The following is a 22754-nucleotide window of genomic DNA, read 5'->3' on the forward strand; positions in this document are numbered from 1 at the left end:
GCTTGCCCGGTGGCGGGCTACTCCTGCGCGGGGGGCGCGGATGGTGTGTCAGGCCCTGCGGGCGCGGCGTCCTTTTCCTCGAAGGCGTGCCAGTGGTTGCCGGTCAGTACCTGCAGCGGCTGGAAGCGTGCCTTGTACGCCATCTTGCGGCTGTCTGCGATCCAGTAGCCCAGGTACAGGTGCGGCAGGCCGAGCGCATGGGTCTGCTGGATCTGCCACAGGATGTTGAAGGTGCCATAGCTGGCATTGCGCTCGAGCGGGTCGTAGAAGGTGTAGACCGACGAGAGCCCGTCGTCCAGCACGTCGATCATGCTGACCATGCGCAGCCGGCCCGCCTCGGGCGACCCGGGCGGCTCGCGGAACTCCACCAGGCGCGAATTGACGCGGCTTTGCAGCAGGAACTGCTCATACTGGTCGCGGCTGTCCTGGTCCATGCCGCCGCCGGCGTGGCGCATGGACTGGTACAGCAGGTACAGCGAATAGTGTTCTTCGACGTAGGTCAGCGGCGCCACCAGTGCCTGCAGGTGCTCGTGCCTGCGCCACGCGCGGCGCTGCGAGCGGTCGGGCGTGAACTGGTCGACCAGCACGCGGCACGGCGTGCAGGCGCGGCAATCGTCGCAATATGGCCGGTAGGTGAAGATGCCGCTGCGCCGGAAACCGGCGCGCACCAGTCGCGAATAGACGTCGGCGTTGATCAGGTGCGCGGGCGTGGCGACCTGCGAGCGCGCCATGCGGCCTTCCAGATAGCTGCAAGCGTAGGGCGCCGTGGCGTAGAACTGCAGCGCAGAGAGCGGTAGTTCCTTCAGCTTGCTCATGGCTCTGGGGGCTCCGGGCGGGACGATGCGGGCGGACGGTGACTTGCAGCGGCGTCCTTCCCTCGGGATTCAACCGGCTGGCGCGGCTGGCGTCCCGGCCCAGCGCTCCAGCACCGACTTGTCGAACCGCCACGGGTGGATCGCGGGCTGCACCGCCGCCGCGCGCACATGTGCCACGAACTCTGCGCGGGGGATCGGGCTGGCGCCCAGCGAGGCCAGGTGGTCGGTCTCTTGCTGGCAGTCTATCATCGCCACGCCGTGGTTGCCGAGGAAGGCGCACAGCGCTGCCAGCGCAATCTTGGAGGCGTCGGTGCGGTGCGCGAACATCGACTCGCCGAAGAACATCCGGCCCAGCGCCACCCCGTACAAACCGCCGACACGCTCGCCGCGATACCAGCTCTCGACCGAATGCGCCATGCCGTTGCGATGCAGCGTGCCGTAGGCGGCAATGATCTCGTCGGTGATCCAGGTGCCGTCCTGGCCATCGCGCGGCGTGATGGCGCAGGCGCGCATCACCGCCAGGAAATCGTCATCGACGCGGATTTCCCAGTCCGCATCGCGCAGCACGCGGCGCAGCGTCTTGCGCAGCGTCGCCGACACGCGCAACGCGTGCGGCGCCAGCACCATGCGCGGGTCGGTGCTCCACCACAGCACCGGCTGGCCGCTCGAATACCAGGGAAAGATGCCTTGCCGATACGCCAGCAGGAGACGTTGGGGCGACAGGTCGCGGCTCGCCGCCAGCAGGCCCGGCGCGTCCGAATCGGATCCGAGCGCCTGCTCCACCGGCGGAAACGGGTCGTGCGGGTCCAGCCAGGCGATCATGCGGGCCGTGCCGGGAGTGGTGCTGCGCGCGCCGGCCGGGCGCTCAGGGCGTGACCGTGGCCCGGCTGGTCAGCGGGCGCATCGGCTTGTCGATATCCAGGCTGTGCAGCCGGAAGCTGCCGTCCTGCAGCCGGCCGGCGGCGCGGTCGGCAAAGAAGCAGCGCAGCGTGTGGATGACGGTCGGGAACGCGAGTTCGTCCCACGGCACGTCGGCTTCTTCCACCAGCTTGACCTCCAGGCTTTCCTCGCCCGGCGCGACGTCCAGGTCGTCCAGCGTGGCCAGGTAGAACAGGTGGACCTGGTGCACATGCGGCACATTCAGGATCGAGAACAGCTCGCCCACCTGCACGCGGGCGCCGGCTTCTTCCAGCGTTTCGCGGGAGGCGGCCTGCGCGGTGGTCTCGCCGATTTCCATAAAGCCGGCGGGCAGGGTCCAGAAGCCATAGCGCGGCTCGATCGCGCGCTTGCAGATCAGGATCTTGTCTTCCCAGACCGGAATCGTTCCCACGACATTGCGCGGGTTGACGTAGTGGATGGTGCCGCAGCTGTCGCAGACACTGCGCGGGCGGTTGTCGCCGTCAGGCACACGCAACACGACCGCATGGCCACAGTTCGAGCAGAATTTCATGAGGGGCGTCCGGGAGGAATGGCGAAAGTGTATCACCCTCGCGGAGGGCGCCGGGGCGGGCCGGCGGGGCAATGCGGCGCGCTCGGTTGCGTGCCGCACCGATGATGCCCACGGTGTCTGCCCGTAGCGGCGCGACCAAAACAAAAAACCCGCCAGCGGCGGGTTTCTCTGTCGTTTTCTGTCGAACGGATCGGATGACTTGCCGTGTCCAACCGCATCATCAAGCGGTTGGTTGCGGGGGCAGGACTTGAACCTGCGACCTTCGGGTTATGAGCCCGACGAGCTGCCAACTGCTCCACCCCGCGTCCGTCGAAGAAAAGATTATAGGGCAACTTGGTTGCGCATTGCAACACCTGATTGAAAATATCGTCAGTCGCGGCGACAACCCGCATCCCATAACGATTAGATCGCCGCCAGCGCGAACAGGTTCAGCCCTCGCCCGGACTATCGCTTGTGCGCTGCCACAGCGTGGCGGCGAACTCGAAGCTGTCGCGCTGCTGCAGGTCGTCGCGCTGCCAGATCACGCGGTCGCGGCGCACGGTCAGCATCCACGTGGTGGTCGCCAGTGGCTGCGGGTGGGCGAAAGCGCGCGGCGTCAGCACGGCGCCGCACAGGCCGTGGAGCGGGTCGCGGACCGAGGTGTAGCGGATCATGCCGAGGCCGGCTTCGCGCGCGACGCGGCCGAAGGACTGGCAGGGTTCGTGTTGGTCCGGGTCGGTCCAGGTGTCGCGGTCGCGGTCGAAGGGCGGGGCGTCGAGCGCCACGCCGTCGGTGGCGATGCGCACTTCGAACAGCGTCTGCGCGCGGGCGTCGATGCGTGGCAGTGCCGGGCTGTCGTTGAGGAAGCGCCAGCGCCAGTAGCCCAGCTCCGCGCAGGCGGTGCGGATCTCGGCGGCGCCATAGAACACGCCGGGATCCTGGGCGGCGCGGAAGCGCGAACCCCAGGGAGACGGGGGATAGCGAAAGGGGGTGAACAGCAGGTAGTGCAGGTGGCGTGCCTCGATCGGCACGGCGGGCTTGCCGGCATCGAGCACGGCTTCCAGCACAGCCTGTTCTTCGAGGCTGTCGACCAGCGGCATGGTGGAGACAACGTGCTGGGCTTCCACCGCCCGCCACAGCGTGAGCGCGAACTGCCGGCGCTCAGATGCGACCGCGGGTGGCGTCCAGGTAGTGAACGACACGGACCAGACCTTCCGTTGTGCGGATCATTTCGATGGGCTTGCCGCCCAGTGCCAGGTTTTCATGGGTGAGCCACAGCCGCGCCTGGTCGCCATGGCCGAGGATTGCGTCCAGCGAGCGGAACAGGCGTACGAACAGGACGCCGAATTCCCACTCCTTGCGGTGGGCATCGAGCACATAGCCGCCGGATGCCATGCGCGATACCGAGGCCGTGCTGATGCCGAGCACACTCGCTACCACCGCCTGGCTGATGCCGAGGAAGCCGGCGGCGCGCATTACCGCCTTGGTCAGCGTGGTGCCGGGGTCGGGGCCGCCGGCGGGGTCTGTTTCCGGGATCCGCCTGGATTGCATCGCCTTGCTCCTGTTTCTTGAGAAAGATTATAGGCGAACGATTTCAGAAGGGAAGTGCTTGACGTAAAAAGCGCCCGGCCCGCCGGGTTCTGGCGGGCCGGTATCGGTTAGACAGGCGTGCAGGCTAATAGGTCTCGATATGCAGCCGGCCCTCGGCTTTCATGGTGGCTTCCAGTTCGGCCCAGCTGCGGCCGGCACCGGTGCAGACCGCGTCGAAGGCGGCCAGCACGCCTGCCTCCATCCCTTTCAGGCCACAGATGTAGACATGGCCGTTCGGATCCGCGAGCAGGGTGGCCGCGGCATCGGCGGCCTCGCGGATCGCGTCCTGCACATAGCGGCGCGGCGCGTCGGGATCGCGCGAAAAGGCGAAATGGATGTCGAGGAAATCCCTGGGCAGCTTGAGCAGCGGGCCGAAGTAGGGCAACTCGCTGGCGTTGCGCGCGCCGAAAAACAGCATCCGGCGCCCGCTGAAGTGCGCCAGGTTGCGGCGCATGCGCTCGGTCATGGCGCGCATCGGTGCCGAGCCGGTGCCGGTGCAGACCATCATCACGCTGGCCTGGGCGTGGTTGGGCATCAGGAAGGTGGTGCCGAACGGGCCCACCACCTGGACGGTATCGCCCTTGGCCAGGTCGCACAGGTAGCTGGACGCCACGCCGCGCACCGGCCGGCCGTCATGGTCCTGGTCGACCCGCTTTACCGTCAGCGCGAGGTTGTTGTAGCCGGGACGCTCGCCGTCGCGCGGACTGGCCACCGAGTACATGCGGATGTAGTGCGGCTTGCCGGCGTCGTCGGTGCCCGGCGGCACGATGCCGATCGACTGGCCTTCCAGGATGGGGAAGAAATGGGTGCCGAAGTCCAGCACGATATGGTGGATATCGCTGGATGCGTCGTCGGCGGTGAGCCGGTAGTTGCCGGCCACCGTCGCCGTGACCGGGGCGCGCACGCCGTGCAGGTTCACATACGGGTGCGCCGCCGACCATGGCGCGCGCGGCGAGGTGTGGCGGCTGGTTTCCACCGACTGGATCGTGGCTTCAGGCGTAGCCGTGGCTGGCGTTGCTGAGCCGGCACCTTCGGCCGCGGTGTCCAGTTCAGGCAGCGGCACCTCGGCCGGCAGTTCGTCCCACAGCAGCTGCGCCGCGATGGGATAGGCGTCGCCGCGCAGCATGGTGCGCCAGTTGTCGATGGCGCCGGTCGGGCACGGCGACAGGCAGGCGTTGCAGCCGTTGCAGACGTCGGCCTTGACCACGTAGTTGCGGTCGTCGTGGGTGATGGCGTCGATCGGGCAGGTGTCTTCGCACGTATTGCAGCGGATGCAGATTTCCGGGTCGATCAGGTGCTGCTTGATGATGTCGGGGGCGCCCATCCTTTATCTCCGGTATCTCCTTGCCGGCTTCTGGCCAGGCTCAGTTGAAGCGCACGTACTCGAAATCCATCGGCTGGCGGTTGATGCCCACCGCCGGCGGCGCGATCCAGTTGGCGTACTTGCCGGGCTCGACCACGCGGCCCATCAGGCTGGCGACAAAGGCGCGGTCCTCGTCGGTGGCGAGCCACTTGCGCTCGTTGGCCTTCCACTCGGCCTCGGAGATCAGCTCGCCCTGCGGCGACACATGCACATTGGCCAGCGTGCCGATCTTGCGGTTGAAGGCCTTGTGCGGCACGGTCAGGCGGAAGGGGATGCCGGCTTTCTCGATCACCTTGTTCCAGCGCGCCACGCCGCCCATGCTGTCCTTGATGTAGTCGTCGCGCAGCACTTCATTGAGCGCATTGAGCATCGGCACCTCGCGCTCGCCCAGGCGGCCGTCGCGCACTTCCAGCACGCGGTAGGCATCGCCCTTGAGCACATGGTCGTCGGCGCGCTTGCCTTCCTCGAAGCGCCCCTTCAGGCCGGCGCTGTAGAAGGTGGCCGCGTTGGACGACTGGTCCGCGCCAAAGAGGTCGATGGTCACGCTGTAGTGGAAGTTCAGGTAGCGCTGGATCGTCTCCAGGTCGATCACGCCGGCGGCGCGCACCTGTTCCGGATCTTCGATGCCGCGTTCGCGCATGACCTCGCAGGTGCGCTGGATCACGCGCGACACGCCCGACTCGCCGACGAACATGTGGTGCGCTTCCTCGGTCAGCATGAAGCGCGTGGTGCGCGCGAGCGGATCGAAGCCCGACTCGGCCAGCGCGCACAGCTGGAACTTGCCGTCGCGGTCGGTGAAGTAGGTGAACATGAAGAACGACAGCCAGTCCGGCGTGCGCTCGTTGAAGGCGCCGAGGATGCGCGGATTGTCCTGGTCGCCGGAGCGGCGCTCCAGCAGCGCCTCGGCTTCTTCGCGGCCGTCGCGGCCGAAGTAGCGGTGCAGCAGGTAGACCATGGCCCACAGGTGGCGGCCTTCTTCCACGTTCACCTGGAACAGGTTGCGCAGGTCGTACAGGCTGGGCGCGGTCAGCCCCAGGTGGCGCTGCTGCTCGACCGATGCCGGCTCGGTATCGCCCTGCGTGACGATGATGCGGCGCAGGTTGGCGCGGTGCTCGCCGGGCACGTCCTGCCACGCGGCTTCGCCCTTGTGCTCGCCGAAATGGATCTTGCGCTCCGGGTCGGCCGGCTGCAGGAAGATGCCCCAGCGGTAGTCGGGCATCTTGACGTGCTCGAAGTGCGCCCAGCCCGACGGGTCGACCGACACCGCGGTGCGCAGGTACACGTCGAAGTTATGCGAGCCATCGGGCCCCATGTCGCGCCACCAGTCGAGGAAGGCGGGCTGCCAGTGCTCGAGCGCGCGCTGCAGCGCGCGGTCGTCGGACAGGTTGACGTTGTTGGGGATCTTCTGGCTGTAGTCGATGCTCACGGTGTCTCCTCGTTGTGCTGGCAGGGTCGTCAGACCCGGTCCCAGTCGAAGCGCGCCTTGTTGCCGGTGCCGAACACCTTCAGCGCGCCGTTCTCGCCGACGGCGTTGGGCCGCTGGAAGATCCAGTTCTGCCACGCGGTCAGGCGGCCGAAGATGCGCGTTGCCATGTTCTCGGCGCCGCCGAAGCGCAGGTTCGCTTCCATCCCGGTCAGTGCGTCGGGCGACAGGCTGGCGCGCTCTTCCAGCGCGATGCGGATCTCGTCCTCCCAGTCGATATCGTCGGGCGCGGCGGTGATCAGTCCGAGCGAGTCGGCGCTGAGCGCGTCGAGCGGCGCGCCGATGTGTTCGCGCACCGCGGTCAGTGCGGTCTCGTCGCCATAGAAGCGCGCGGCCAGCCGGGTTTGCCCGTTCGGCATCGGGTAGCGGCCGAAATTGACCGCGGACACGAAGATGCGCGGCGCGTCGTCGGGGGCGTCGGGCAGGTGCAGCATGTAGCTGCGGTCGGCCGCCAGCGCCAGTTCGAGCAGCGTGCCGGCAAAGCACGAATCCTGCTCGATCAGCGCGATCAGGCTGCGCGACGACACGTCCAGCCGCGCCAGCGTACGGCGCAGCATGCCGATGGTCTCGCGCACGAACCAGTGGCCGGCATTGGCTTCCAGCAGCGCGTCGGCGGCCAGCACCTGCGCCGGGTCGCCGTCGGTCTTCAGCACCCAGATGCCGATGTCGAGATGGTTGGTGCGCAGCGTCAGGATGGCATCGTCGAGCTCGCGCGCCATCTTCAGCGGCCACCATTGCGCGCCGGCCGCGACCACGCCGGCGAGGTCGGCGGGCTGGTGCTTGTCGGGGCCGAACACGATGAGCGTGGCCTTGCGTGCCGCGGGATCGATGTGCACGCGCACGGTCTCGTAGCGGTAGCCGTCGGGCTCGACCGTGCGCGACAGCGGCGTCAGCGTGATGCCGTGGTGGCCCTGCGGGCGGTCGCTGGCGGCGGCCAGCGCCGCGGCGCGCTCGGCGACGTATTCGGCGAAGCGCGCCGGCTTGACCACTTCATCGACCAGTTTCCAGTCCCGGGCGCGCTGGCCGCGCACGCCCTCGGTAGTGGTGCAGAAGATATCGGCATGGTCGCGCCGGACCTTGCGCTTGTCGGTCACCCGGGTCAGGCCGCCGGTGCCAGGCAGCACGCCCAGCAGCGGCACTTCGGGCAGGCTGACCGCGGACGAGCGGTCGTCGACCAGCACGATCTCGTCGCAGGCCAGCGCCAGCTCGTAGCCGCCGCCGGCGGTGGTGCCATTGCAGGCGGCGATGAACTTCAGCCCGGAGTGCTCGCTGGCATCCTCGATGGCATTGCGGGTCTCGTTGGTGAACTTGCAGAAATTGACCTTCCACGCGTGTGACGACTGGCCCAGCATGAAGATATTGGCGCCGGAGCAGAAGATGCGCTCGCGCGCGCTGGTCAGCACCACGGTGCGCACTTCGGGATGCTCGAAGCGGATGCGCTGCAGCGCGTCGTGCAGTTCGATATCGACGCCGAGGTCATAGGAATTCAGCTTGAGCGCGTAGCCGGGGCGCAGGCCGGCTTCCTCGTCGACGTCCATCGCCAGCGTGGCGACGGGGCCGTTGAAGCTGAGCTTCCAGTGGCGGTACTGGTCGGGATGGCGCTCGAACGTGACGGGAGCGGGGGCTTCTGCCTGGGCGGCAGGCTGAAGGGGGGCGGTTGCCGGCGCGGACATGGCTGTCTCCTTGATGCACTATAGTGCCTTGCGGCTTTTGATGAAATATAGTGCAGAGGAAGGCGCGACGCAATGCCTGATTGCCCCGCGCGGCATGGAGCGGGGTTGGGGCTTTGAAAGCCGGTCAGACCCCGGCGGCCTGCAGTTGTGCGCGCAGCTGTTGCAGCGAGGTCGCGGCATCCAGGCCGCTGGTGTCGATCGAGATATCGGCGCGGGCGTACAGCGGCGTGCGCGCCTGCAGGATGCGGCGCAGGTCGGCCATGGCCTCGCGGTTGCCTTCCATCGGGCGCATGTCGCCCTGGGCCACCACGCGGGCCATGTGCTCTTCCGGCGAGGTGCGCACCCAGATGGTGTAGCACTGCGCCAGCAGCAGGTTGAAGGTGGCCGGCTCCGACACCAGGCTGCCAGGCGTAGCGAGCACCATGCGCTCGTTCTCGCGCAGCGTGCGTTCCAGCGCCCGCATCTCGTAGCGGCGGTACGCGGCCTGGCCGTACAGCGAATGGATTTCGGACAGGCTGGCGCCGGCTTCCTGCTCGATCACGGTGTTCAGTTCGACGAACGGCACGTCGCGCGCGGCCGCCAGCGCGCGGCCCAGCGTGGACTTGCCGGCGCCGCGCAGGCCGATCAGCGCGATGCGGCGGTGGCGCGCGTCACCGGATTCTTCAGGTGCCAGCGCGTGGCGGCAGGCTTCGCGCACGCGCGCCAGGTCCGCGGACGGCAGTTGCGCCAGCCATTGGAGCATCTGCGCGAACTCCGTCGCCTGCTGGCCGTTCAAGCCGTTCGGGCCGTCCACCTCGGCCAGCACCACCGGCAGCGGCACGTCGAGCGCGCCGGCCACCTGGCGCAGCAGCAGCACCGAGGCATTGCCGGTGCCGGTTTCGAGGTTGGCCAGATAGCGCTCGGACACGCCGGCGCCGCGCGCCAGGTCCTTGCGCGACATGCCGCGCGACGCGCGCAGCGAGCGGATGCGGTCGCCCAGTTGCGTCAGGTAGGGGTCGCGCTCGCCGTTGGCGGCCGGCGCGGACGCTTCGCGCGCTGGGCGGGCGTCGGAATCGATGGCAGGCAGCGGGGCTGGGTCGCGGCGCATGGTGTCGAGGGTCATGTTGGCCGGGCGGCGCCTGGGCCGCCTGGCAAAAAAAGCAAGGGCGCATTATACGAGCAGGGTTGCTGTGTCTTGTGACGCTGCGGGCTCCCCGTTCGGCGACAACCGCTAAGGCAACCGCCAAGGCCCTGTCTTATAGTGCATTCCCTTGCTTGCATAATAGTTGATATGAAATAAAATGCATCGCAAAGCGGAGGCCGGAATGCAACGTGATCCGGACATCGCGATAACAGCGACTGGCCTGGCGCCTGGCGCGCAGTTGCCGGTCCAGGCAGCGCGCGGCATGCGACACCAAGGAGTGGAGACATGACGCCCCCCAATACCGCCGCGACTGCCGACACCGGCGCCGTCGCGGTGCTGCCGCCGCGCTATAACGCCGCCGAAGACCTGCTTTCGCGCAACCTCGATGCAGGACGGGGCGACAAGCTCGCCTATGTCGACGACGCCACTTCGCTGACCTACGCCGAACTCGATGCCCGCGCCCGCCGCTTTGCCGGCGCGCTGCGCGAGGCGGGGTTCCGGCAGGAAGAGCGGCTGCTGCTGTGCGCGCTCGATACCGTCGATTTCCCCACGGTGTTCCTCGGCTGCCTGCTCGCGGGCGTGGTGCCGGTAGCGGTCAACACGCTGCTGACCGCGGACGACTATGCCTACATGCTCGCGCACAGCGGCGCCCGCGCGGTGGTGGTATCGACGCCGCTGTTGCCCGTGATGCAGGCCGCGATCGACAAGAGCGGGCTGGCGCCGACGGTGATCCAGGCCGCTCCGCACGGCGATGCGGCGCCGGCATGCGGCGTGGGCGCGATGCTGGCGCGCACCCGTTCGCCCGCACCGGTCGCACGCACCGGTCCGGATGACATGGCGTTCTGGCTCTATTCGTCGGGCTCGACCGGCCGCCCCAAGGGCACGGTGCATACCCACGGCAACCTGTTCCATACCGCCGACCTCTATGCCCGCCAGGTGCTTGGCATCCGCGAGGACGACGTCGTGTTTTCCGCCGCCAAGCTGTTCTTTGCCTACGGGCTGGGCAATGCGCTGACCTTTCCGATGTCGGTCGGCGCGACCACCGTGCTGATGGCCGAACGGCCCACGCCGACGGCGGTGTTCCGGCGCCTGCGCGAACAGCGGCCGACGGTGTTCTGCGGCGTGCCGACGCTGTTCGCGGGCATGCTCGCCGCGCCCGACCTGCCGGCGCGCGACGAGGTGGCGCTGCGCGTGTGCACCTCCGCCGGCGAGGCGTTGCCGCGCGATATGGGCGAGCGTTTCCTGGCACATTTCGGCTGCGACGTCCTGGACGGTATCGGCTCCACCGAGATGCTGCATATCTTCCTGTCGAACCGGCCCGGCGAGGTGCGCTACGGCACGACGGGCATGGCCGTCCCCGGCTACGAACTGAAGTTGCTGGACGAGCGCGGCGAACCGTGTGCGCCCGGCGAAATCGGCGACCTCTACATCAAGGGTCCGAGCGCGGCGCTGATGTACTGGTGCAATCGCGACAAGACGCGCGACACCTTCGTCGGCGAATGGACGCGCAGCGGCGACAAGTACCTGCGCGATGCCGACGGTTACTACACCTATGCCGGGCGCAGCGACGACATGCTCAAGGTCGGCGGCATCTACGTCTCGCCATTCGAGGTCGAGGCCGCGCTGGCGCTGCATCCGGCCGTGCTGGAAGCCGCGGTGATCGGCGTGGCCGATGCCGACGAGCTGGTCAAGCCCAAGGCCTTCGTCGTGCTGCGGCCGGGCCAGCCATGGCATGACGGCATGGCCGCGGAGCTGCAGGCATTCATCAAGTCGCGGCTGGCGCCGTACAAGTACCCGCGCCAGATCGAATGCGTGCCGGAACTGCCCAAGACCGCCACCGGCAAGATCCAGCGGTTCCGGCTGCGCCAGCGCGAAGAAGCCGCGCGCCAGTCCCCGACAACTCTTTCCTGAAGCGATGCAAGACGACAAGACACCGATGCCGGCCAGCCTGGTGGAAATTCCCTTCGACGAACGCCGTATCCAGATCGAATACCAGTGGCTGCGTCCCGAGCGCACGCAGCGACCGCTGGTGGTCTTCCTGCACGAAGGCCTGGGCTCGGTCAGCATGTGGCGCGATTTCCCGCGCCATTTCTGCGAAGCCGGCGACTATCGCGGGCTGGTGTTCTCACGCTACGGCTACGGCCGTTCCACGCCGCGTCCGCATGCCGAGAAATGGCGCCCCGATTTCATGCACCGCCAGGCGCGCGAGGCGTTGCCGGCATTGTTCGATGCGCTCGACATCGGCCCCGGCCGCAAGCATGGCGTGCCCTGGCTGATGGGGCATAGCGATGGCGGTTCCATCGCGCTGATCTATGCCGCCAGCTTTCCGCAGGCGCTCGATGGCATCACCGTGCTGGCGCCGCATATCGTGGTGGAGGACCTGTCGGTGCGCAACATCGCCGCCACGCGCCAGGTCTATCTCGACACCGACCTGCGCGAGCGGCTGGGGCGACATCATGACGACGTCGAATCCGCCTTCTGGGGCTGGAACGATATCTGGCTCGACCCGGATTTTCGCCAGTGGGACCTGCGCCCGCTGTTGTCCGGATTGAAATGTCCGGGGCTCGCGGTGCAGGGCGAAGACGACGAGTACGGCACCATGGCGCAGATCGAGGGTATCCATCGATATGCCCCGCAAACCACCTTGCTTAAACTCGCGCGATGCGGCCATTCGCCACATCGCGACCAGCCTGAGGCGTTGACGCAGGCCGCGGTTCGGCATATAAACACACATACTTCATACCTAAAATAATTGGGCTTCCCGCCCGCTCCGCAGGGTCCGCGGCGCAGCATGCGCCGTCGCAGGCCACGGCAGCGGCAGGGGGACCGGCAACGGTCCGGTAAGCCGCCGGCTTGACCACCAGGAGACATTCATGCGTCGCTTCACACCGCGCAGGCTCGCGCCTGCCTGCCTTGCCGTCGCCACCGTGTTTGCCATGGCCGGCGCCTCGGCCCAGCCTGCCCAGACAGCACCTGGCGGCAAGATCAAGGTCGGCTTCATGCTGCCGTACACCGGCACCTATGCGGCGCTCGGCACCGCCATCGAGAACGGCTTCCGCATGTATGTGCAGCAGCAGGGCGGCAAGCTCGGTGGACGCGACATCGAGTACTTCAAGGTCGACGATGAGTCCGACCCCGCCAAGGCCCCGGAAAACGCCACCAAGCTGGTCAAGCGCGACCAGGTCGACGTGGTGGTCGGCACGGTGCATTCGGGCGTGCAGATGGGCATCGTCAAGGTCGCCAAGGAAAACAACACGCTGCTGATCATCCCCAACGCCGGCGTCGACGAAGCCACCGGTCCGCTGTGCGGCCCGAACATCTTCCGCACGTCGTTCTCGAACTGGCAGCCGGGCTATGCGATGGGCCAGGTGCTGGCCGAGCGCGGGCTCAAGAAGGTGGTGACGCTGACGTGGAAGTACGCGGCCGGCGAGCAGTCGGTCAAGGGCTTCAAGGAAGCCTTCGAGGCCAAGGGCGGCAAGGTGGTGAAGGAACTGAGCCTGCCGTTCCCCAATGTCGAATTCCAGGCGCTGATCACCGAGGTGGCTTCGCTCAAGCCGGATGCGGTGTTCGTGTTCTTTGCCGGCGGCGGTGCGGTCAAGTTCGTCAAGGACTGGGCCGGGGCAGGACTGAAGGACAAGATCCCGCTGTATGGCTCGGGCTTTCTGACCGACGGCACGCTGGAAGCGCAGGGCAATGCCGCGCAGGGGCTGGAGACCACGCTGCACTATGCCGACGGCCTGACCAATGCGCGCGACAAGAATTTCCGGCTGGACTACGCCAAGACCTTCAAGCTGCAGCCTGACGTCTATGCGGTGCAGGGCTATGACGCGGCACAGCTGCTCGCGGCCGGCGCCAATGCGGTCAAGGGCGACATGACGCGCAAGGCCGACCTGTACAAGGCCATGGGCGCGGCCAAGATCGACAGCCCGCGCGGTGCCTTTACGCTGTCGAAGGCGCACAACCCGGTGCAGGATTTCTACCTGCGCAAGGTGGACGGGCGCGAGAACAAGGTCAGCACGGTGGCGGTCAAGGCGCTGGCTGATCCGGCGCGCGGGTGCAGGTTGTAAGGGCATCAATGCCCGCGGGTTTGCTCCCCTCTCCCGCTCGCGGGAGAGGGGCCGGGGGTGAGGGCATGCGGGTCAAGGGCTGACGCCCATCGGTTCAAAACCGAAGGCTCCGCTTGATCTGGTACCTAGCTAAACCACCCCTCACCCCAACCCTCTTCCCGTGCGGGGAGAGGGAGAACACCTTGCTCAGGCAAGTCCGGGCGGCTTTGGCGCACCCCAAACCGTCTTCCCTGTCGTAGTCTGCAGAAGTGCCCGCATGGACATCGTCTCCTTCCTTATCCAGTGCCTGAACAGCGTGCAGTACGGCCTGCTGCTGTTCCTGGTCGCCAGCGGCCTGACGCTGATCTTCGGCATCATGGGCGTGATCAACCTGGCGCACGGCAGCTTCTACATGCTGGGCGCGTACCTTGCCTTCACGCTCGCCGGGCTGACCGGCAACCTGTTTATCGCCATCCCGCTCGGCATCGTGCTGGCGGTGGTGTTCGGCTACGTGCTCGAGTGGGCCTTCTTCAGCTACCTGTACGAGCGCGACCACCTGCAGCAGGTGCTGATGACCTACGGGCTGATCCTGGTGTTCGAAGAGCTGCGCAGCATCCTGGTCGGCGACGATGTGCACGGCGTGCAGGTGCCGGCGCTGCTCGACGGCGCGCTGCCGATCGGCAACGACATGACCTACCCGGTGTACCGGCTCTTTATCTCGGCGGTGTGCCTGGCGGTGGCCGCGGCCATGTACTACGTGATCCGGCGCACGCGGCTGGGCATGATGATCCGCGCCGGCGCGACCAACCGCGAGATGGTGCAGTCGCTCGGCATCAACATCACCGTGCTGTACCGCTTCGTGTTCGCGCTGGGCGTGGCGCTGGCGGTGCTGGCGGGGATGATCTCGGCGCCGGTGTCGTCGGTGTATCCGGGCATGGGCGGGCAGGTGCTGATCGTGTGCTTCGTGGTGGTGGTGATCGGCGGTATCGGCTCGGTCAAGGGCGCGCTGGTGGCGTCGCTGCTGCTGGGCTTCGTCGATACCTTTGGCAAGGTGTTCTGGCAGGAGGCGGCCGGCGTGCTGATCTACCTGCTGATGGCGGTGATCCTGCTGTGGAAGCCGCAGGGGCTGTTCAAGGCGGGCTGACATGAATCCGACGACATTGCCGGCGCGCCGGCATTCCCGCGGCAATGCCGCACTGCTTGCCGCGCTGGGCTGGCTGGTGGCCTTCTCCGTGCTGGCCGTGCTGCCGCTGCTGCTGACCGCGGACAGCCACAAGTTCTATATCGAGCTGCTCAGCAAGGTGATGATCATGGCGATCTTCGCGCTGTCGCTGCAGCTGCTGATCGGCTATACCGGGCTGGTCAGCCTGGGGCATGCCGCGTACTTCGCCATGGCGGCCTACGCCACCGCGATGCTCGCGCCGCAATCCGGGCCGGGCAACGGCTGGCTGCTGCTGGCCGGCGCGCTGGCCGCCTCGGCAGGGCTGGCGCTGGTGGTGGGCGCGCTGGTGCTGCGCACGCGCGGCGTGTATTTCATCATGGTCACGCTGGCCTTCGCGCAGATGGTGTACTTCGTCTTCCATGACACCAATGTTGCCGGCGGCAGCGACGGCACTTATATCTATTTCCGCCCGGAATTCCCGGTGCCGGGCGAGCAGTTGCTGACCGTCACCGACCCCATGCACTTCTACTGGCTGGTGTGGGCGGGCCTGGTGGCCACGGTCGCGCTGCTGGCGCTGGTGCTGCGCTCGCGCTTCGGCCATGCGCTGGTGGGCATCCGCCATAACGAGCAGCGCATGCGCGCCGCCGGCTATGCCACCTACCGCTACCAGCTTGGCGCCTTTGTCGCCGGCGGGGTGCTGGCGGGGCTGGCCGGCTTCCTCTATGCGATCCAGTTCGGCTTCGTCAATCCGGAGATCGCGTCGTGGCACCAGTCGGGCAACGCCATGCTGATGGTGATCCTGGGCGGTGTCGGCAGCCTGGCCGGGGCGGTGCTGGGCGCGTTTTCGTTCGTGCTGCTGGCCGAATGGTTCAGCACGCTGACCAAGCACTGGCAACTGGCGATGGGCGGCTTCATCATCGTTGCCGTCGCGCTGCTGCCGCGCGGGCTGGTCAGCCTGCCCGCGGTGCTGCGGCATGGGCGCCGCGGCAAGGCCGGGCGCCACAACGGCGGGCACGGGACCCAGGCCGGCGAGGCCGGTGACGGCAGCGCGCGCAATACGGAGGCCGCATGAATACGCCGGTACTGCAGGCGCAGCAGCTCACGCGCCGCTTTGGCGGCCTGACCGCCGTGGCCGGCGTCGACCTGTCGCTGGCGCTGCACGAGATCCATGCCGTGATCGGCACCAACGGCGCAGGCAAGTCCACGCTGATCAACATGCTGTCGTGCGAACTGCCGCCCACGTCCGGGCGCCTGTTCCTGAAGGGCGAGGAGGTCACCGGCTGGTCGCAGCCGCGGCTGGCGCGGCACGGCGTGGGGCGCAGCTACCAGCGCAACAACATCTTCCTGCCGCTGACCGTGCGCGAGAACTGCCGGCTGGCGGCGCAGTCGCGCGCGCAGCGTGCCTGGCGCCTGTGGGAAAGCGCGCAGGGCTGCCGCACCAGCGCCACGCTGGCCGACGAGGCCATGGAGCGCGCCGGCCTGGCGCCGCTGGCGGACCGGCTCGCCAGCGACCTGGCGCATGGCCAGAAGCGCCAGCTCGAGGTGGCGATGTGCCTGGCGACGCAGCCGGTGGCGCTGCTGCTCGACGAGCCGCTCGCCGGCATGGGCGCGGAGGAATCGACACGCATGCTCGGGCTGCTGCGCGGCCTGCGCGAGGGCCATGCCATCCTGCTGGTCGAACACGACATGGACGCGGTGTTCTCGGTTGCCGACCGCATCACCGTGATGGTCAACGGCGCGGTGATCGCCACCGGCACGCCCGAGGCGATCCGGGCCAACCGCGAAGTCCAGCTTGCCTACCTGGGCGAGGAAGAAAGCGAGGCCGCATGAGTACGCCCACTAGCACACGCACCAGCACACCGATGATCGAAGCCACCGGCATCAATGCCTGGTACGGCTCCAGCCATGTGCTGCGCGGCATCGATTTCACCGTCGGCGTGGGCGAGACCGTGGGCCTGCTGGGCCGCAACGGCATGGGCAAGAGCACGCTGTTGCGCACGCTGCTGGGTCACGTGCGCCAGCGCCAGGGGCAGATCCGGGTGGCCGGCCGCGACATGTCGCGTGCGCAGCCGTACGAGGTGGCGCGCCTGGGCGTCGCCTACGTGCCGGAAGGGCGGGGCATCTTCCCCAGCCTGTCGGTGCGGGAAAACCTGCTGATGGCCGCGCGCAAGGGCTGCAACGGCCGCAACGACTGGGACGAGGCGCGCGTGCTCGACCTGTTCCCGCGCCTGAAGGAGCGCCTGTCGCACGGCGGCCAGCAGTTGTCCGGCGGCGAGCAGCAGATGCTGTCGATCGGCCGCGCGCTGATGACCAATCCCGACTGCCTGGTGCTGGACGAAGCCACCGAAGGGCTGGCCCCGCGCATCGTGCGCGAGATCTGGGAAGTCATCGCCACGGTGCGTGCCACAGGGATCGCTTCGGTGGTGGTCGACCGCAACTTCCGCTTTGTGCTGGCGCACGCCGACCGCGCCGTGGTGCTGGAGAAGGGCCGGGTGGTGCTGGCCGGTCCGGCGGTCGACCTGGCCGGCAAGCCGGAAGCGCTGGATCGCTATCTCGGCGTCTGAGTCCTTCGTGGGTGCCGCATAGGCCACAATGTTGCCCTGCCGCAACGACCCTTGCGGGCGCAGGGGCATGCAGTTTTGCTTACCGGGCCTTGACCACCGGCCACTTCCCTCCCATGCTTGCTGAGTCGCGAAAACGGCACCCGAATTGTCCGGAGTGGTCGTTAGCGGGCAGTTCATCTAGAATTGCGCGGGTTTGTGCAATGCAATAGAACGCTAAAAGCGCCGGAAAACGGCGCAGCAGTCCGTGCCCGTGCGCCGGGTGGCGACTGCCAGAGCCAACAAAACTGCCGGCGAGCCGGCCGGGCAGACCCAATCTCATGACTACCCAGTCCACAACCAGCCATTATTTCGTCGAGAGTCCGAGCACGCGTGCCCTGGTGCTCGGCGCGGTCGGCGTCGTCTTTGGCGACATCGGCACCAGCCCGCTGTACGCGCTCAAGGAGTGCTTCAGCAAGGAGCACGGCATCGCCTTCAGTACCGACGCCGTGCTCGGCGTCATCTCGATGCTGTTCTGGGCCATGATCATCGTGGTCTCGATCAAGTACGTGGTGTTCATCATGCGCGCCGACAACGACGGCGAGGGCGGGGTGCTGGCGCTGATGGCGCTGGTGCTGCGCACCGTGGCGCAGCGCTCGGCCAAGGCCAGGATCCTGATGATGCTGGGCATCTTCGGCGCCTGCATGTTCTATGGCGATGCGGTCATCACGCCGGCGATCTCGGTGCTGTCGGCCGTGGAAGGGCTGGAGATCGCCGCGCCGCAGTTGTCGCGATTCGTGATACCGATCACGCTGGCCATCCTGGCGGGGCTCTTCCTGATCCAGCGCCATGGCACCGCGGCGGTGGGCAAGCTGTTCGGGCCGATCATGACGGCGTGGTTCCTGACGCTGGGCGCGCTGGGCGTGTTCAACCTGGTCCAGGCGCCGGAAATCCTCAAGGCGGTCAATCCGCTGTACGGCATCACCTTCCTGGTCGAGCACGCGCTGCAGGCCTTTATCGTGCTGGGCTCGGTGTTCCTGGTGCTGACCGGGGCCGAGGCGCTGTACGTCGACATGGGCCATTTCGGCGCGCGCCCGATCCGCATCGGCTGGTTCGTCCTGGTGATGCCGTGCCTGATGCTGAATTACTTCGGCCAGGGCGCGATGCTGCTGCACAATCCCGCCGGTGCCGAGAACCCGTTCTACCTGATGGTGCCGGAGCTGCTGCGGATCCCGATGGTGCTGCTGGCCACCTGCGCCACGGTGATCGCCTCGCAGGCGGTTATTTCCGGCGCCTTCTCGCTGACCAGCCAGGCGATCCAGCTGGGCTTCGTGCCGCGCATGCGCGTGCGCTACACCTCGGCCGCGGAGATCGGCCAGATCTACCTGCCGGTGGTCAACTGGCTGCTGCTGGTGCTGGTGTTCGGCGTGGTGATCTCGTTCAAGAAGTCGGAGAACCTGGCGGCGGCCTACGGCATCGCCGTGACCACGACCATGGTCATCACCAGCATCCTGGCGGCGGTGTGCATGCGCAACGCGTGGAAGTGGAACACGGCGCTGGTGGTGCTGGTCGGCTCGGCCTTCCTGCTGGTCGACCTGTCGTTCTTTGCCGCCAACCTGCTCAAGGTTGCCGAAGGCGGCTGGTTCCCGCTGCTGCTGGGCAGCATGGCCTTCTTCATGCTGATGACCTGGTACAGCGGCCGCAAGCTGCTGCGCGCGCGCAGCCTGGAAGACGGCATCCCGCTGGAGCCGTTCATCGCCGGCCTGCTGGCGCACCCGCCGCACCGCGTCGAGGGCACCGCGGTGTTCCTGACCGGCAATACCGATTCGGTGCCGGTGTCGCTGCTGCACAACCTCAAGCACAACCGCGTGCTGCACGAGCGCGTGGTGTTCCTGCACTTCATCACGCGCGACGTCCCGTATGTCGACGACGATCATCGCCTCAGCTGCAAGGACCTGGGCGGCGGCGTCTTTATCCTGAAGTCGGAATACGGCTTCAAGGAAACGCCGGACGTGCAGAAGGTGCTGGACCTGGCCGACCGCAAGCTCGGCATGCATTTCGAGCTGATGGAGACCTCGTTCTTCATCGCGCGCGAATCGGTGATCCCGTCCAAGCTGCCGGGCATGCCGATGTGGCGCGAGAGCTTGTTTGCCTGGATGCATCAGAACGGCGCCAAGCCGTCAGACTTCTTCCAGATCCCGGCCAACCGGGTGGTGGAGCTGGGCACCAAGGTCGAGATCTGAAGCGGGCGGGCCGTGCCCGCCGCTGCAAGCCCCGGGATGGCGCCGCAAGGCGTGTTCCGGGGCTTTTTGTTTCATGCGGCCGGCGCGGACGCGGTGCACGCCAGCCATGCGCCACCCGCCGGCGCGTCCCCGGGGCGCTGGTCCCGGAATCCCGGGCGTCGCAGCAGCCGGCCCGGGACCACGGCCTCATGCGCGCGCCGGCCCTCGCGCCGGACAATGCAACCCTCAACCTGTCACAGGACCCCTTCGTGGCGGTCCGCCTCCTCGAGGAGCCGTGCCATGCGATCGTTGCAGCAATGGTCTCGCCGGCGCCAGGCAATCTGCCCGCACGGCAAAGGCGATCCCGTGCGGCCTGTGCTTTCGTTGGTGATCGCCTGCATGAGGGACCGCAGCGGCCACGCTGCCGGCATCCCCGGTTGGAGATAGCCATGCATCAGAAGTTTGCCAAGACCCTGCTCACCGTCACCACGCTCGCCGCCGCACTGGCTGCCGGCGTGAGCCCGGCGGCTCACGCAGCAGTGAGTGACGAAGCCATGCGGACTGCCGCGCATGCCCGCCACGGACAGCGCGACGCCTTCACCGACGGCGCGCACGGGCCCGCGACCGAGGCCTCGATGCTGCCCGTGGTGGCGCGCCAGGGCATGTCCGTGTGCGCGGTCCGTGGCTTTGATCCGTACCGGGACGCCATGCGCAGGCCCGATCCATATACCGACGGCGCGCGCATGGGAGAGTTCGACCCGTTCACGGAAGGGGCTCGCATCAGTTCGCGCGACGGCTACAGCGACGGCGCGCGCAGCGGCTCGCGCGACAGTGGCGAATGCCTCAGCCATGCGTAAGCGCGTGCCTCGGTGAGGCAACATGCCAGTGCATGTGCGCCCGCATGTGCGTCATGACACGCGCATGCCCAATGCCGGCGCACGCTCATCCCTGACCACCGGCCCGGTTTCATGCCGGGCCGCCGCATTCGCGCAGCGCCGTGAGCGCCGGCGCAATCCCCTGCAAGGTCGCACCGATCCTTTCCTACACTAGTGAAGTCACGCGGCGCGCCCGCCTGGCAGGCAAGGCCTGAGGGCCGCGCTGCCGGCAGGGCCGTCCCAGCACCGCGCGGCCCGACATGCCGATGTTCAAGCAGCAGATTCGCCTGTGCACCAGCCGGGATGGCGTCCGCCTTGCCTACGCCGTCACCGGCAGCGGCGCGCCGCTGGTCAAGGCGGCCAACTGGATGAGCCACCTCGAGTTCGATGTGGGCAGCCCGGTGTGGAGCCACATGATCACGGCCCTGTCGGCGCACCATACGCTGATCCGCTATGACGAACGCGGCTGCGGGCTCTCCGACCGGGATGTCGAAGACCTGTCCTTCGACGCCTGGCTGCGCGACCTGGAAACCATCGTCGATGCCAACGGTGTGGAGCATTTCCCGCTGCTGGGTATCTCGCAGGGCGCATCGATTGCCGTCGCCTACGCCGTGGCGCACCCCGGGCGCGTCAGCCACCTGATCCTGCACGGCGGCTATGCGCGCGGGCGGCTCAAGCGCGACAACCTGAGCCCAAGGCTGCGCGAGGAAGCCGAGCTGATGAACAAGCTCGCCGAACTCGGCTGGGGCCAGGAAAATCCCGCGTTCCGCCAGTTCTTCACGACCCAGTTCATTCCGGGCGGCACGGCAGAGCAGCATGCGTGGTTCAACGAGCTGGAGCGCGTCTCCACGTCGCCGCTGAATGCCGCGCGCTTCATGCGCGTGTTCAACGACATCGACGTGGTCGCACTGCTGCCCAAGGTCACGTGTCCGACGCTGGTGCTGCATGCAGTGCGCGACGCGCGCGTGCCGTTCGACGAGGGCCGCCTGATCGCCAGCGAAATTCCCGGCGCACGCTTCGTGCCGCTGGAAAGCGGCAACCACCTGCTGCTCGATACCGAGCCGGCCTGGCGCCGCTGGCTCGACGAGGTGCGTGCTTTCCTGCCGGCCGCGGCGCCGGTGCGCGATCCCGCCTTCACCGCACTGACGCGGCGCGAGCGCGATATCGTCGAGCTGATCGCGCAGGGCCGCGACAACGCCCAGATCGCCGCGCGCCTGGACCTGTGCGAGAAGACCGTGCGCAACCACATCACCAGCATCTTCGCCAAGCTGGAAGTGGAGAACCGCGCGCAGGCCATCGTGCTGGCGCGCAAGGCGGGCTTCGACCGCGCTGACGCGTAAGGCCGCCCTTGCCGCGAGCCTGTGCCTACGACTGGTTCACCAGCGTGCGCGCGTCGGATACGTGTCCGCGATACGCCTCGAAGATGCGGCGCAGCGACTGTTCCATCGTGACCTCGGGCTTCCAGCCCAGCTCTTCGATGGTGTTGCCGATCTTCGGCACGCGGTGCTGCACGTCCTGGTAGCCCTTGCCGTAGAAGTCGCCCGACGAGGTTTCGACGATCTGCGTCTTGCGCGCCTCCCCGGCGTATTCGGGATAGTCCGCGGCCATCTCCAGCATCATCTCCGCCAGCTCTCGCACCGAATGGATATTGGCCGGATTGCCGATATTGAAGATCTTGCCGCTGGCGATGCCGTCGGGGTTCTCGATGATGCGCATCAGCGCGCCGATGCCGTCCGAGATATCGGCGAACGCACGCTTCTGCGCGCCGCCGTCGACCAGCCTGATCGGCTCGCCGCGCACGATATGGCCGAGGAACTGCGTCACCACGCGCGACGATCCTTCCTTCGATTCGAAGATCGAGTCCAGGCCCGCGCCAATCCAGTTGAAGGGCCGGAACAGCGTGTAGTGGAGGCCCTGCTCCATGCCGTAGGCGTGGATCACGCGGTCCATCAGCTGCTTGGAGCACGCATAGATCCAGCGCGGCTTGTTGATCGGGCCGTAGACCAGCGGCGAGGCTTCGGGGTCGAACTCCTCGTCGGCGCACATGCCGTAGACCTCCGAGGTCGACGGGAACACCAGGTGCTTGCCGTACTTGACCGCGGCGCGCACGATCGGCAGGTTGGCCTCGAAATCCAGCTCGAACACGCGCAGCGGCTGGCGCACGTAGGTGGCCGGCGTGGCGATGGCGACCAGCGGCAGCACCACGTCGCACTTGCGGATGTTGTACTCGATCCACTCCTTGTTGATGGTGATGTCGCCTTCGAAGAAGTGCATGCGCGGGTGGTCGACGAGGTCGCCGAGGCGGTCCGCGTTCATGTCCATGCCGTAGACCTCCCACGGCGTGGTTTCCAGGATGCGGCGCGTCAGGTGATGGCCGATGAAGCCGTTGACGCCGAGAATCAGTACTTTCTTGCCTTGCATTGTGTTGACGAT

General features: G+C 67.4%; 20 protein-coding genes and 1 tRNA gene. 10 read left to right on the forward strand and 11 right to left on the reverse strand.

The window, feature by feature from the left end; translation table 11 throughout:
* Nucleotides 1–17: 17 nt before the first annotated feature.
* The 10 genes from JTE92_RS18725 to JTE92_RS18770 form a co-directional block, all read right to left on the reverse strand.
* A complete protein-coding gene (locus JTE92_RS18725) occupies nt 18–815 on the reverse strand; it encodes an arginyltransferase (protein WP_063238624.1) in 798 nt (265 codons plus the stop codon).
* A gap of 69 nt (nt 816–884) precedes the next feature.
* Complete coding sequence (gene aat / locus JTE92_RS18730) at nt 885–1637, reverse strand: leucyl/phenylalanyl-tRNA--protein transferase (protein WP_063238625.1); 753 nt, start codon at nt 1635–1637, stop codon at nt 885–887.
* A gap of 43 nt (nt 1638–1680) precedes the next feature.
* Nucleotides 1681–2265, reverse strand: coding sequence for an NUDIX hydrolase (locus JTE92_RS18735; protein WP_063238626.1), 585 nt, complete (start codon nt 2263–2265; stop codon nt 1681–1683).
* A 229-nt stretch (nt 2266–2494) separates the two neighbouring features.
* Nucleotides 2495–2570 (reverse strand) — tRNA-Met (locus JTE92_RS18740).
* 123 nt (nt 2571–2693) lie between these two features.
* Nucleotides 2694–3446, reverse strand: coding sequence for an RES family NAD+ phosphorylase (locus JTE92_RS18745; RefSeq protein WP_084254532.1), 753 nt, complete (start codon nt 3444–3446; stop codon nt 2694–2696).
* On the reverse strand, nt 3406–3795 hold the full coding sequence (locus JTE92_RS18750) for an MbcA/ParS/Xre antitoxin family protein (RefSeq protein WP_063238628.1): 390 nt from the start codon (nt 3793–3795) through the stop codon (nt 3406–3408). The genes JTE92_RS18745 and JTE92_RS18750 overlap by 41 nt, the downstream gene beginning before the upstream one ends.
* Before the next feature lie 124 nt (nt 3796–3919).
* On the reverse strand, nt 3920–5158 hold the full coding sequence (gene boxA, locus JTE92_RS18755) for a benzoyl-CoA 2,3-epoxidase subunit BoxA (protein WP_063238629.1): 1239 nt from the start codon (nt 5156–5158) through the stop codon (nt 3920–3922).
* Between the two features lie 40 nt (nt 5159–5198).
* Nucleotides 5199–6623, reverse strand: a complete 1425-nt coding sequence (gene boxB / locus JTE92_RS18760; protein WP_063238630.1) for a benzoyl-CoA 2,3-epoxidase subunit BoxB — start codon at nt 6621–6623, stop codon at nt 5199–5201.
* A gap of 29 nt (nt 6624–6652) precedes the next feature.
* Nucleotides 6653–8353 carry a 2,3-epoxybenzoyl-CoA dihydrolase gene (boxC, locus tag JTE92_RS18765; protein WP_063238631.1) on the reverse strand — a complete coding sequence of 567 codons (1701 nt, stop codon included), beginning with the start codon at nt 8351–8353 and terminating at the stop codon, nt 6653–6655.
* Nucleotides 8354–8477: 124 nt separating this feature from the next.
* Nucleotides 8478–9440 (reverse strand): helix-turn-helix transcriptional regulator, encoded by a 963-nt coding sequence (locus JTE92_RS18770; RefSeq protein WP_063238721.1) that lies wholly within the window; start codon nt 9438–9440, stop codon nt 8478–8480.
* Nucleotides 9441–9761: 321 nt separating this feature from the next.
* Between JTE92_RS18770 and JTE92_RS18775 the strand changes: the two genes are divergently transcribed.
* The 10 genes from JTE92_RS18775 (at nt 9762) to JTE92_RS18820 (ending at nt 21661) form a co-directional block, all read left to right on the forward strand.
* Nucleotides 9762–11387 (forward strand): benzoate-CoA ligase family protein, encoded by a 1626-nt coding sequence (locus JTE92_RS18775; protein ID WP_063238632.1) that lies wholly within the window; start codon nt 9762–9764, stop codon nt 11385–11387.
* Nucleotides 11388–11391: 4 nt separating this feature from the next.
* The gene (locus JTE92_RS18780; protein WP_063238633.1) at nt 11392–12228 is read left to right on the forward strand and encodes an alpha/beta fold hydrolase; all 837 of its coding nucleotides are present in this window, start codon (nt 11392–11394) and stop codon (nt 12226–12228) included.
* A gap of 121 nt (nt 12229–12349) precedes the next feature.
* Nucleotides 12350–13543, forward strand: coding sequence for an ABC transporter substrate-binding protein (locus JTE92_RS18785; RefSeq protein ID WP_063238634.1), 1194 nt, complete (start codon nt 12350–12352; stop codon nt 13541–13543).
* Between the two features lie 256 nt (nt 13544–13799).
* Nucleotides 13800–14666 carry a branched-chain amino acid ABC transporter permease gene (locus JTE92_RS18790; RefSeq protein WP_063238635.1) on the forward strand — a complete coding sequence of 289 codons (867 nt, stop codon included), beginning with the start codon at nt 13800–13802 and terminating at the stop codon, nt 14664–14666.
* A gap of 1 nt (nt 14667) precedes the next feature.
* Nucleotides 14668–15756: a branched-chain amino acid ABC transporter permease gene (locus tag JTE92_RS18795; protein WP_063238636.1), complete on the forward strand. Its 1089-nt coding sequence runs from the start codon at nt 14668–14670 to the stop codon at nt 15754–15756.
* Complete coding sequence (locus JTE92_RS18800) at nt 15753–16514, forward strand: ABC transporter ATP-binding protein (RefSeq protein WP_063238637.1); 762 nt, start codon at nt 15753–15755, stop codon at nt 16512–16514. The genes JTE92_RS18795 and JTE92_RS18800 overlap by 4 nt, the downstream gene beginning before the upstream one ends.
* Nucleotides 16511–17248: an ABC transporter ATP-binding protein gene (locus tag JTE92_RS18805; protein ID WP_063238638.1), complete on the forward strand. Its 738-nt coding sequence runs from the start codon at nt 16511–16513 to the stop codon at nt 17246–17248. Before JTE92_RS18800 ends, JTE92_RS18805 begins: the two co-directional genes overlap by 4 nt.
* A 317-nt stretch (nt 17249–17565) precedes the next feature.
* On the forward strand, nt 17566–19467 hold the full coding sequence (locus JTE92_RS18810) for a potassium transporter Kup (protein ID WP_063238639.1): 1902 nt from the start codon (nt 17566–17568) through the stop codon (nt 19465–19467).
* Between the two features lie 428 nt (nt 19468–19895).
* Nucleotides 19896–20303, forward strand: a complete 408-nt coding sequence (locus JTE92_RS18815) for a hypothetical protein (RefSeq protein ID WP_063238640.1) — start codon at nt 19896–19898, stop codon at nt 20301–20303.
* Nucleotides 20304–20581: 278 nt separating this feature from the next.
* Nucleotides 20582–21661 (forward strand): alpha/beta fold hydrolase, encoded by a 1080-nt coding sequence (locus tag JTE92_RS18820; RefSeq protein ID WP_063238641.1) that lies wholly within the window; start codon nt 20582–20584, stop codon nt 21659–21661.
* 25 nt (nt 21662–21686) lie between these two features.
* Here the strand turns inward: JTE92_RS18820 and JTE92_RS18825 are convergent, their stop codons facing one another.
* Nucleotides 21687–22742, reverse strand: coding sequence for a bifunctional UDP-4-keto-pentose/UDP-xylose synthase (locus tag JTE92_RS18825; RefSeq protein WP_063238642.1), 1056 nt, complete (start codon nt 22740–22742; stop codon nt 21687–21689).
* Nucleotides 22743–22754 lie beyond the last annotated feature (12 nt).

This window comes from Cupriavidus oxalaticus (assembly GCF_016894385.1).
GTDB lineage: Bacteria > Pseudomonadota > Gammaproteobacteria > Burkholderiales > Burkholderiaceae > Cupriavidus > Cupriavidus oxalaticus.